10 protein-coding genes and 1 riboswitch are annotated in these 9,702 nt (G+C 71.9%); of the genes, 3 read left to right on the forward strand and 7 right to left on the reverse strand.

The window, feature by feature from the left end; all coding sequences use genetic code 11:
- Positions 1-155: 155 nt before the first annotated feature.
- The 3 genes from ACLJQF_RS45440 to ACLJQF_RS45450 form a co-directional block, all read right to left on the reverse strand.
- Complete coding sequence (locus tag ACLJQF_RS45440; protein ID WP_410616603.1) at positions 156-1,061, reverse strand: LacI family DNA-binding transcriptional regulator; 906 nt, start codon at positions 1,059-1,061, stop codon at positions 156-158.
- 157 nt (positions 1,062-1,218) lie between these two features.
- A complete protein-coding gene (locus ACLJQF_RS45445) occupies positions 1,219-2,079 on the reverse strand; it encodes an alpha/beta fold hydrolase (RefSeq protein WP_410616604.1) in 861 nt (286 codons plus the stop codon).
- Positions 2,080-2,177: 98 nt separating this feature from the next.
- Positions 2,178-2,747 (reverse strand): TetR/AcrR family transcriptional regulator, encoded by a 570-nt coding sequence (locus ACLJQF_RS45450; RefSeq protein WP_410616606.1) that lies wholly within the window; start codon positions 2,745-2,747, stop codon positions 2,178-2,180.
- Between the two features lie 138 nt (positions 2,748-2,885).
- A riboswitch (cobalamin riboswitch) is annotated at positions 2,886-3,035 on the forward strand.
- Between the two features lie 117 nt (positions 3,036-3,152).
- On the opposite strand from ACLJQF_RS45450, the gene metE reads away from it, so the two are divergent.
- Together metE and ACLJQF_RS45460 are read left to right on the forward strand one after the other, a co-directional pair.
- Positions 3,153-5,423 carry a 5-methyltetrahydropteroyltriglutamate--homocysteine S-methyltransferase gene (gene metE, locus ACLJQF_RS45455; protein WP_410616607.1) on the forward strand — a complete coding sequence of 757 codons (2,271 nt, stop codon included), beginning with the start codon at positions 3,153-3,155 and terminating at the stop codon, positions 5,421-5,423.
- Positions 5,420-5,914, forward strand: coding sequence for an acyl-CoA thioesterase (locus ACLJQF_RS45460; RefSeq protein ID WP_410616608.1), 495 nt, complete (start codon positions 5,420-5,422; stop codon positions 5,912-5,914). Before metE ends, ACLJQF_RS45460 begins: the two co-directional genes overlap by 4 nt.
- Before the next feature lie 124 nt (positions 5,915-6,038).
- Here the strand turns inward: ACLJQF_RS45460 and ACLJQF_RS45465 are convergent, their stop codons facing one another.
- Positions 6,039-6,473 carry an OsmC family peroxiredoxin gene (locus ACLJQF_RS45465; RefSeq protein WP_410616609.1) on the reverse strand — a complete coding sequence of 145 codons (435 nt, stop codon included), beginning with the start codon at positions 6,471-6,473 and terminating at the stop codon, positions 6,039-6,041.
- A 41-nt stretch (positions 6,474-6,514) separates the two neighbouring features.
- Positions 6,515-6,958 carry a MarR family winged helix-turn-helix transcriptional regulator gene (locus ACLJQF_RS45470; protein WP_410616610.1) on the reverse strand — a complete coding sequence of 148 codons (444 nt, stop codon included), beginning with the start codon at positions 6,956-6,958 and terminating at the stop codon, positions 6,515-6,517.
- Between the two features lie 77 nt (positions 6,959-7,035).
- Here ACLJQF_RS45470 and ACLJQF_RS45475 point away from each other — a divergent pair, with 77 nt between their 5' ends.
- Positions 7,036-7,542, forward strand: coding sequence for a DinB family protein (locus tag ACLJQF_RS45475; protein WP_410616611.1), 507 nt, complete (start codon positions 7,036-7,038; stop codon positions 7,540-7,542).
- On the opposite strand, the gene ACLJQF_RS45480 is transcribed toward ACLJQF_RS45475, so the two are convergent.
- Together ACLJQF_RS45480 and ACLJQF_RS45485 are read right to left on the reverse strand one after the other, a co-directional pair.
- A complete protein-coding gene (locus ACLJQF_RS45480) occupies positions 7,529-8,290 on the reverse strand; it encodes a DUF1295 domain-containing protein (RefSeq protein WP_410616612.1) in 762 nt (253 codons plus the stop codon). The two genes, ACLJQF_RS45475 and ACLJQF_RS45480, sit on opposite strands and share 14 nt — an antisense overlap.
- A 2-nt stretch (positions 8,291-8,292) precedes the next feature.
- Positions 8,293-9,555 carry a class I SAM-dependent methyltransferase gene (locus ACLJQF_RS45485; protein ID WP_410616614.1) on the reverse strand — a complete coding sequence of 421 codons (1,263 nt, stop codon included), beginning with the start codon at positions 9,553-9,555 and terminating at the stop codon, positions 8,293-8,295.
- Positions 9,556-9,702 lie beyond the last annotated feature (147 nt).

A 9,702-nucleotide genomic window follows, 5' to 3' on the forward strand; every position in this document is an offset into this window, starting at 1 on the left:
GTTTCCCCCGGATTCCGCCTCGGCGGAAGTGCGCGGCAAAAATAGCCGCGGTCACGTTAACACCGGCCCGGGTGACCCGGGCAATACGTCATTTCCGTGAACCAACCGCCGACAATTGATCACCGGAATACCGACAGTGGCTGAATGCGGGGTGACTATTCTCCCCGACGCGGCAGGCGCGGCGGCGCGGTGCTGGCGCCGGCGACCAGCTTCGGGGCGAGGAGCCGGATGCCGGGCGCGGTGCCGTCGTCGAGCTGCCCGATGACCGTCTCGACGGCCAGCACGCCGATCTCCCGCGCCGGGATCGCCACGCAGGTCAGCTCGAGCAGGCTGTGCGCGGTCAGGCTTTCCGGGCAGACCGCGACGAGCGAGACGTCTTCGGGTACCCGCAGCCCGCGGTGCTGCAGGCCCGCCAGCACCGCGGGCAGCGCCGTTTCGTTGTGCACGACGAGCCCGGTGACGTCCGGATGCCGAGAGAAGAGCGCGTCCAGGCCGCGGAGCGTCCGCCAATGGGTGCTTCCCCAGGCCAGCGTCGTCGAGCGGAGGCCCCGGCGGGTCGCCTCCGCCGTGAAGCCCTGCGCGAGCCGGGTCGCGGAGCTGCTGCCGCGCCGGTAGGTCGCGGGCGTCGAGCCGATCAGGGCGACGTGCTCGTGCCCGAGGCCGGCGAGGTGGCCGAGGCAGAGCGCACCCGCCGCGGCGAAATCGAGGTCGAGGCAGCCGAGCCCGCGCGGCCGGTCCGGCACGCCGATCAGCACGGCCGGCCGGTCCAGCCCGAGCAGCACCGGCACGCGCGCGTCCGCCGCTTCGGCGTCCATCACCACGACCCCGTCGGCGACGGACGAGGACACCGCGCGGCGCAGCGCGGCGGGGCCTTCTTCGGCGGTGAGCAGGAGCAGGGCGTGCTCCCGGGCGCCGGCCGCGGAGATCGCGGCGGCCACGAACTCCCGCACGACGACGTCGTGGGCGCCGGCGCGCAGCGGGACGACCAAAGCCAGGACGTTCGTCCGGCGGCCGGCCGCGAGCCGTGCCCCGGCGTGCCGGTGGTGACCGCGCTTGCGCATGGCGTTCTCGACTGCCCCCCAGAAGACGGTGACCCGTCACTGTTCGTCGAACCGCATCGACGATAATTGAACGTAGAGTACTCATCGGGGATACGCAAGCAGATCTTGGCTGGTCCAAGCGCATTCACCGGGGTAGGTGATGATCGAACCGATTCGATCATTTCGCCACTGCGGTCACCAAACCGGCTAATGCGTCGGGCCGTTCCAAGGCGATGAAGTGGCCCGCTCCCGGCACCTGGGTGAAGGCGGCGTCGGACAGCAGGTCCTTGTTGGCCGCGCGGTCCGCCGGCCGCGACCAGTCTTTCTCGCCGTAGACGAGGTGGATGGGCGCCTTGACTTCGGGGTAGCGCGAGCGGGCCGCGATGAGGCCGGGCAGGTTCCGGTAGACCCCGCGGGCCACGGCGGGGTAGCCGGGGCGGCGGCCCACCTGGAGGAGTTCGTCCAGGTAGTCCTCGTGCAGCGCGGATTTGTCGCCGAGGCCGCCCTGCAGGATCCGGCGGAGCGCGGCCCTGGGCTCCACCCCGGCGATCACCGGGCCCACGCCCGGCGCGAGGACGCCGGTGACCACGGCCCGAGCGAGGAGACCGGACCGGGCGATGCCGCCGCGGAAGTCGTAGGCGTTCACCGCGATGACGCGCCGGACCCGGTCGGGCAGGTCGGCCGCGGTGGTCAGGGCGAGGACCGCGCCCATGGACTCGCCCAGCAGCGTCACGTCGTCGAGGTCGAGGCCGGCGAGAAGCCGCTCCACGCCCGCGCGCATCGCCGGTTCTTCGTACGAGGCGCCGGGCACGATCTCGGAGTGGCCCATCCCCGGGAGGTCGAGGGCGTACACGGTGAACCGGTCCGCGACCAAGGGAATCAGGGCGCGGAAGTGCTCGGCCTGCGTGCGCACGGTGTGCAGCAGGACCAGGGGAGCGCCGGTGCCCGCTTTGAGGTAGCGCAGCGTCCCTTCCGGCGAGGCGATGGTGTGGCTGGTGGTGCCGGGGACGTGGATCGTGGGGCGTGGCTCTTCGGGCATCGCGCCGGCTTCCTCTCGGGCCGCGATCGGAAACCGATCGGTTTCCGGCGACTGTAAACCGATCGGTTTCCCGTCGCAAGACGCGGTGTTGCGGCGCGTCAGCGCAGGCCCGCCGCGTCGAGCAGGGTGGTCACGGTCGGGACGAGGAGCCCCTTCAGGTCGTCGACGCCGATCCCGGCCCGGGCGCTGGCGCCGTCGAAGACGACGAGGAGTTGCCGGGCCAGCAGCTCCGGATCGGCGGCGCCGCCCTGTTCGCCCTCCCGGCGGAAGAACCCCAGCAGGTTCCGCTTGATCCGCCGCGCCACCCGGCCGGCGGGGTGGCGCGGGTCCTTCAGCTCGATCTGCGCGGCCAGGTACCGGCAGCCGTGGAAGCCGGGGGTGCGGGCCTGGGCTTCCAGCTGGGCGAAGACGTGCATGATCCGCTCGCGGGGCCCGCGGCCGTCGTCCGCCGGGGGCAGCAGGCCGGCCACGAAGGCGGCCGCGCCTTCCTTCAGGCTCGCCGCGAGGAGTTCGTCCTTGCTTTCGAACAGCTGGTAGAGGGACCGCTTCGACACGCCGGCGGCCTTGCACAACGCCTCGACGCCGATGCCGACCCCGTCCCGGTAGGTGAGCGTGGCCGCGGCATCCAGCAGCCGCTCCCGGGAGGTGGGTTTCGCGTCGGTGGTCATGTCCCGAGGCTAGCCCGGCCCGCGCAGTTGTGAAACCGATCGGTTTACGGCGTCGGTTATCCAGACATCGTGATCAAGAACCGCTAGGCTCGTCGTGCCACTGGTTCGCCCGGGCGCGGAGACGCGCGCGGGCGAGGCAACAGGGAACCCGGTGCGAATCCGGGACTGCCCCGCAGCGGTATGTGGGAACGAAAGCCGTCACCACGCGAGTGGTCCAGCACTGGGAGCACACCCCCGGGAAGCGACGGCCGGTAGACCTGAGCTCGGCGCCCACGAGTCCGAAGACCTGCCCGTGGTGCGCGCGCCGACGGCGTGCGCGAGTCCGGGCCTCGCGGGATGGGCACGACCGAACGCGGCTCTTGCGCGTGCTCGGACTCGGTGGAACGAGCTCGCGAGGAGAGAGCTGTGACCGAAATCGGCACTGTCGGCACTGTCGGCACTACGGTGCTGGGCTACCCCCGGATCGGCCCGGACCGGGAACTCAAACGCGCCCTGGAACGCTACTGGGCGCACGAAATCGATCAGGTCGCCCTGCTGGAAACCGGCCGTGAGCTGCGGGAACGAACCTGGCGCGACCTGGCGGCGGCCGGGCTGGACTCGATCCCGGCCGGCACGTTCTCGCACTACGACCACGTGCTCGACACCGCGGAGCTGTTCGGCGCGCTGCCTGCCCGGTTCACCGGTCTCGGGTTGTCGCCGCTGGACACCTGCTTCGCCGCCGCGCGCGGCGGCCAGGACGCTCCCGCGCTGGAGATGACGAAGTGGTTCGACACGAACTACCACTACCTCGTCCCGGAACTCGGCCCGGACACGACGTTCACCCTGGCCGGGACCAAGCCGCTCGACGAGTACCGCGAGGCGAAGGCGCTGGGCATCGAGACCCGGCCGGTGCTGGTCGGGCCGGTGACCTTCCTGCTGCTGGCCAAGTCCACGACCGCGGGCTTCCGCCCGCTCGACCTGCTCGACACCCTGCTGCCGCGGTATGTCGACCTGCTGCACCGGCTGCACGCCGCGGGCGCGGACTGGGTGCAGCTCGACGAGCCCGCGTTCGCCGCGGACCGCACCGAAGCCGAGCTGAACGCCCTGATCCGCGCCTACCACTGGCTCGGCAAGGAGACCGGCCGGCCGAAGCTCCTGGTCACCGGCTCCTTCGGCCACCTCGGGCGCGCGCTCGGAGTGCTGGCTCGCGCGCCGATCGAGGCGCTCGCCGTCGACCTGGCCGGTGACGAGTCCTTCGTGGACGCCGTGGCCACCGAACCGGCGTTGCGGGACAAGGAAGTCCTGGCCGGGGTCGTCGACGGCCGCAACGTCTGGCGCACCGACCCGGACCGCGCGCTCGGCCGGGCCGCCACCCTGCTCGGCGTGGCGAAGTCGGTCAGCGTGGCGACGTCGTGCTCGCTGCTGCACGTGCCTTACGACGTCGAGCGCGAGCACGGGCTGCACCCGCGGCTCCGGGGCTGGCTCGCCTTCGCCCGGCAGAAGGTCGACGAGGTCGTCCTGCTCGGCCGGGCCCTGCGCGGCGAAGACGTCGACCTTTCCCCGGCGCGACAGGCGGTCGCGGACCGCGCGGCGGCGGCCGAGCTGGTCGACGAGCAGGTCCGCGCCCGCCTCGAAACGGCGGACGTCACGGCCCGCCCGCCGTACGTCGAGCGCGCGAAAGCACAGCAGGCCGCGCTCGGGCTCCCGCTCCTGCCGACCACGACGATCGGGTCGTTCCCGCAGACCGCCGACGTCCGCAAAGCCCGCGCCGCGCACCGGGCGGGCAGGCTCGACGACGCCGGGTACGAGGCGGCGATGCGCGCCGAGATCGAGCGCGTGGTGCGGCTGCAGGAGGACCTCGGGCTCGACGTCCTGGTGCACGGCGAACCGGAGCGCAACGACATGGTGCAGTACTTCGCCGAGCAGCTGGCCGGGTTCGCCGTGACCACGCAGGGCTGGGTGCAGTCCTACGGCTCGCGCTGCGTCCGCCCGCCGATCCTCTACGGCGACGTCTCACGCCCGGCCCCGATGACGGTGCCCTGGACCCGCCACGCGCAGAGCCTGACGGCCAAGCCGGTCAAGGGCATGCTGACCGGGCCGGTGACGATCCTCGCGTGGTCGTTCGTCCGTGACGACCAGCCCCTTGCCGACACCGCGCGGCAGGTGGCGCTCGCCGTCCGCGACGAGGTGAGCGACCTCGAAGCGACGGGCATCCGGATCATCCAGGTCGACGAGCCGGCCCTGCGCGAGCTGCTGCCGCTGCGCCGATCCGGCCACGACGGCTACCTGCGCTGGGCGGTGTCGGCGTTCCGCCTGGCCACCTCTGGCGTCGCCGACGCCACCCAGATCCACACCCACCTGTGCTACTCGGAGTTCGGCGAGGTGCTGTCCGCGATCGACGCCCTGGACGCCGACGTCACCAGCATCGAAGCGGCCCGCTCGAAGATGGAAGTGCTCACCGGCCTGGCGGGGTTCGGCCGCGGGGTGGGTCCGGGCGTGTACGACATCCACTCCCCGCGCGTCCCGGACGCCGGGGAGATCGCCGCGCTGGTGCGCACCGCCCTCGGCGCGGTGCCCGCCGGCCGGGTGTGGGTCAACCCGGACTGCGGCCTGAAGACCCGCGGCTACCGCGAAGTCGAACCGGCGCTCGAGAACCTGGTCGCGGCCGTGCGCGAGGTCCGGGCGGGGCTCGCGTGAGGGGCAAGCCGACGTCGGCGTCCCGGCTGACGCTGTCGCAGATCATGGACGACCACGACACCAACCTCATGGGCACCGTGCACGGCGGCGTCCTGATGAAGCTCGTCGACTCGCTGGCCGGGGTCGTCTCGGCCCGGCACTCCGAAGGCGCGTCGGTGACCGCGTCGGTGGACGAGATGGTGTTCCGGGTACCGGTCCGCGTCGGGGACGTGCTGCACCTGCACGCCCAGGTCAACTGGGCCGGCGCGACGTCGATGGAGATCGGCGTGCGCGCCACCGCCGACCGCTGGGACCGTTCGGTGCCCCCGGTCCACGTGGCCTCGGCCTACCTGGTGCTGGTCGCGATCGACGACCACGGCCGCCCGCGGCCGGTGCCGCCGGTCGTGCCGGAGACCGACGAGGACCGCCGACGCCACGCCGAGGCGGGAATCCGCCGGACCCACCGGCTCGCCCGGCGCGCCGCGATCACCGCGTCGCGCACGGTCGCCTGAGGCAGGGGTTTCGTCCCCCGCACACCAGGGCCGTCGCGTCATCGCCGGTGCCGGTGCCGCGAATGACTCATTCGGGACCTCCGAGGTCCCGAATGAGTCGTTCGCGACGGTCGAACCAGGGAACTCAGGCGAGCGCCGCGTCCATGGTGATCGTCGTGCCCGCGAGGGCCTTCGACACCGGGCAGGTCTTCTCCGCCGTCTCCGCGTACTCCGCGAACTGCTCCGCCGTTACACCCGGGATCGACGCCCGCAGGGTGATCGCGATGCCGCTGATCTCGAAACCGCCGCCGGTCGCCGGGCCGAGCGTCACCTCCGCGCTCACGTCGATCGAGTCCGCCGTGAGCTTCTGGGACTCCAGCACGCCCGAGAGGTTCATCGCCAGGCACGACGAGTGCGCCGCCGCGATGAGCTCCTCGGGGCTCGTCTGGCCGTCCGGGCTGCCCGCCCGGGTCGGGAACGAGACCGCGAACGTGCCGGCGTTGGACGAGTCCAGCGTGACCTCGCCCTTCCCGCTGTTCAGTCCGCCGACCCAGTGGGTGGTGGCGTCACGGCTGGGCATAAAGCCTCCTCGGTGTTCGGATGAGTCAGTGTCCGGATGGTTCAGTGCTCATGTGCATACGCGGTGGCCGACGCCGTCAGCCGCCGCAGGGTGGTGATCAGTTCCCGCCGCTCCTCGTCCTCGAGGCCCAGTGCGCAGCCGATCGCCGAGGGGACGCCGGCGGCGCGCGTGCGCACCGCCCGGCCCTGCTCGGTCAGGCCGATCACCACCGTGCGTTCGTCCGCGGGCCGCCGGGTCCGCGTCACCAGCCCGTTGGCCTCGAGCCGCTTCAGCAGCGGGGATAGCGTGCCGTAGTCCAGGTGCAGCGCCTCGCCGATCTCCTTGACCGGCCGGGCGTCGGACTCCCACAGCACCAGCAGCACCAGGTACTGCGGGTAGGTGAGGTCAAGCTCGCCGAGCAGCGGACGGTACGCGTCCGTCACGGCTCGCGACGCCGCGTAGAGGGCGAAGCAGGCTTGCTCGTCAAGGAGGAACTCGTCCGGCACGCCCGCAAACCTAGCCCACGATTACATCGTGCACAAGGTATTCGAAACTGTCGGACCCCTCTGGCAGAGTCCCGATCATGACCGAACGACCCCCGCGCCCCGAAGTCCCGCTCACCGGTGGCGAGCGCGAAATCCTCACCAGCCTGCTCGACTACCACCGCGCGACCGTCGCGTGGAAGGCCGGCGGGCTCACCGACGAGCAGGGCCGCCGAGTGCACCTGCCCAGCGAGCTGACGACCGTCGCCGGGCTGATCGCGCACCTCACGCTCAACGAGTGGTTCTGGTTCGCCGTGGTCGTCGACGGCGAAGAAGACACCTGGGAGGAGCGTCTGAAGGAAGACCCGGACGCGGAGTTCCGGGTCCCGCCCGGGACTTCGGTGGAGCAGCTTCTCGCGGACTACGGGAAGCAGTGCGCCCGCAGCCGCGAGATCGTCGCCGCCCGCGGCTTCGACGACGAAGTGACGCACAAGGCCGAGACCTTCAACGTCCGCTGGGTCGTCGCGCACATGATCGAGGAGACCGCGCGCCACGTCGGGCACCTCGATCTGCTGCGCGAACTGACCGACGGCCTCACCGGGGAGTGACGCGCCGCGGCGGCAGCGGGAAGAAGCCGCTGGTCCGCTCGACGTAGTGCGCGTACGCCGGGCGGGTGCGCGCCATTCCCTTCTCCAGCAACGGTTTCCCCGTCCCGCGGGCCAGGGTGAACGTCATCGCCACGGGGGAGAGGATGGTCGCCGCGCCCGGCCACGTCGAACAGGCCAGCAGGTAGAGGCCCCACCACACGCACGCGTCGCCGAAGTAGTTCGGGTGCCGCGTGTAGCGCCACAACCCGGTGTCCAGCACCTTGCCCTTCGACGCCGGGTCGGCCTTGAACCGGCGCAGCTGCTCGTCGCCGATCGTCTCGAACGCGAAACCGACGAGCCAGACCACGACACCGAGCCAGCCGAGCACGCCGATCCCGGTGCCGTCCACCGCGAACTGCACCGGCAGCGACACGAAGTACAGCACCACGGCCTGCAGCAGGTACACGCGCACGAACATCTTCGCCGGTCCGTGCCCCATCCGCGCGTACCGCGGGTCCTCCGGCAGCTTGTGGTTGCGCAGGTGCAGGTGCACCGAGAGCCGCACACCCCAGACGACCGTCAGGAGGACCACCACCAGCCGCAGTGACAGCGGGCCGTCGCCGAACGGGAAGGCGGCGACCGCGACGAGCGCGAAGCCGAGCCCCCAGAACGTGTCGATCGTGTCGTACCTCTTGCGCGCCCGCGCGATCCCGAAGGTCACGGCCACCGCCACCAGCGTGACGACGGCCGTGACGAGCAGCTGCGGCATCGTCACCACTCCCGCGTCGCGGGCAGGCCGCTCCGACCGTACTGGTCGGGCCGCACGGCCAGGATCTGGTCCACACCCATCCGGTTCTCCTCGAACGCCAGCGCCCCGCCCACCAGGTACAGCCGCCAGACCCGCGCGCCCGTCTCGCCGATGAGCGCGACGACGTCGGCCCAGTTCTCCTCCAGGGTGGCGGCCCAGGCCCGGACCGTCCAGACGTAGTGCTCGCGCAGCGCGTGGACGTCCCGCACCTCGAGCCCGGCGGTCTCCAGGTGGTCGATGGTCCGGCCGACCGGGCGCATCGTCATGTCCGGCGCGATGTACCGCTCGATGAACGCGCCGCCGCCGGGCGCGACGGCGCCGCGCGACATCTGCTGGAGCAGCACCCGCCCGCCCGGCTTGACCATGCGGTGCAGCGTCGCCGCGTACGCCGGGTAGTTGACCTCGCCGACGTGCTCGCCCATCTCGATCGACGCGACCGCGTCGAACGGCGCGTCCGGCAGCTCCCGGTAGTCCTGGCGGCGCACCTCGACGCGGTCCGCCAGGTCGTGCTGCGCGAGCCGGCCGCGGACGTGCTGCAGCTGCTCGGCCGAGAGCGTGATGCCGACGGCCTCGACGCCGTGGTGCTTGGCCGCGTGGACGAGCAGCGAACCCCAGCCGCAGCCGACGTCCAGCAGCCGCATGCCCGGCCGCAACCCCAGCTTGCGGCAGATCAACTCCAGCTTGTCGTGCTGCGCCTGTTCGAGGCTCTGCGACCCGGAGGTGAAGTACGCGCACGAGTACGCCATCGACTCGTCCATCAGCAGCTGGTAGAAGGCGTTGGACAGGTCGTAGTGGTGGGCGATGGCGGAGCGGTCGCGCAGCAGGCTGTGCAGCTTCCCGGACAGCCGGGCCTCTTCGGCGGGCGGCTTCGGCGGCAGCCCGGCGACGCCGAGCCGGGCGGCCAGCCGGACGGCCTCCGCCCAGTCCCGCGGCCCCAGCTTGGCCTGGGAGAGCTCCCCCGTGCGGGTGAGGGCCCAGATCCGGCGGAAGCCGTCCGCCAGGTCGCCTTCGACGTCGAGGTCGCCGGTGACGTACGCGCGGGCGAGCCCCAGCTCGCCGGGCGCGTAGAGCAGGCGGCGCAGAGCGCGGCGGTGGCGGAGCACGACGGTGGGTGCGTTTTCCGGACCGGCGCGGGTGCCGTCCCAGGTCCGCAGGCCCACGGGGAGCGGGCCGCCGAGGAGTTTCGCGGCGAACGAGGCGAGGAGGTGCGCGGTCGTGTGCGGCATGCCCGGGATTCGCTCTCCCCGCCCCGGTGGATTGGTCTGCCGCGGCCTGTCGTGAGTGGTAATTCGGGTTCTAACCCGAATTACCACTCACGACAACCCGCGGCAGAGGACACACGAACCACCGGCACTCCAGCGGGGCCTCGGTCT

The sequence above is a fragment of the Amycolatopsis sp. lyj-109 genome, assembly GCF_046548995.1.
Classification (GTDB): domain Bacteria; phylum Actinomycetota; class Actinomycetes; order Mycobacteriales; family Pseudonocardiaceae; genus Amycolatopsis.

Bases quoted from the DNA above. Each gene is read 5' to 3' on its own strand.
- ACLJQF_RS45465 (WP_410616609.1), bottom strand. From the start codon at position 6,473: ATGCCCAGCCGTGACGCCACCACCCACTGGGTCGGCGGACTGAACAGC.
- ACLJQF_RS45485 (WP_410616614.1), bottom strand. From the start codon at position 9,555: ATGCCGCACACGACCGCGCACCTCCTCGCCTCGTTCGCCGCGAAACTC.
- ACLJQF_RS45475 (WP_410616611.1), top strand. From the start codon at position 7,036: ATGACCGAACGACCCCCGCGCCCCGAAGTCCCGCTCACCGGTGGCGAG.
- ACLJQF_RS45450 (WP_410616606.1), bottom strand. From the start codon at position 2,747: ATGACCACCGACGCGAAACCCACCTCCCGGGAGCGGCTGCTGGATGCC.
- ACLJQF_RS45445 (WP_410616604.1), bottom strand. From the start codon at position 2,079: ATGCCCGAAGAGCCACGCCCCACGATCCACGTCCCCGGCACCACCAGC.
- ACLJQF_RS45440 (WP_410616603.1), bottom strand. From the start codon at position 1,061: ATGCGCAAGCGCGGTCACCACCGGCACGCCGGGGCACGGCTCGCGGCC.
- ACLJQF_RS45480 (WP_410616612.1), bottom strand. From the start codon at position 8,290: ATGCCGCAGCTGCTCGTCACGGCCGTCGTCACGCTGGTGGCGGTGGCC.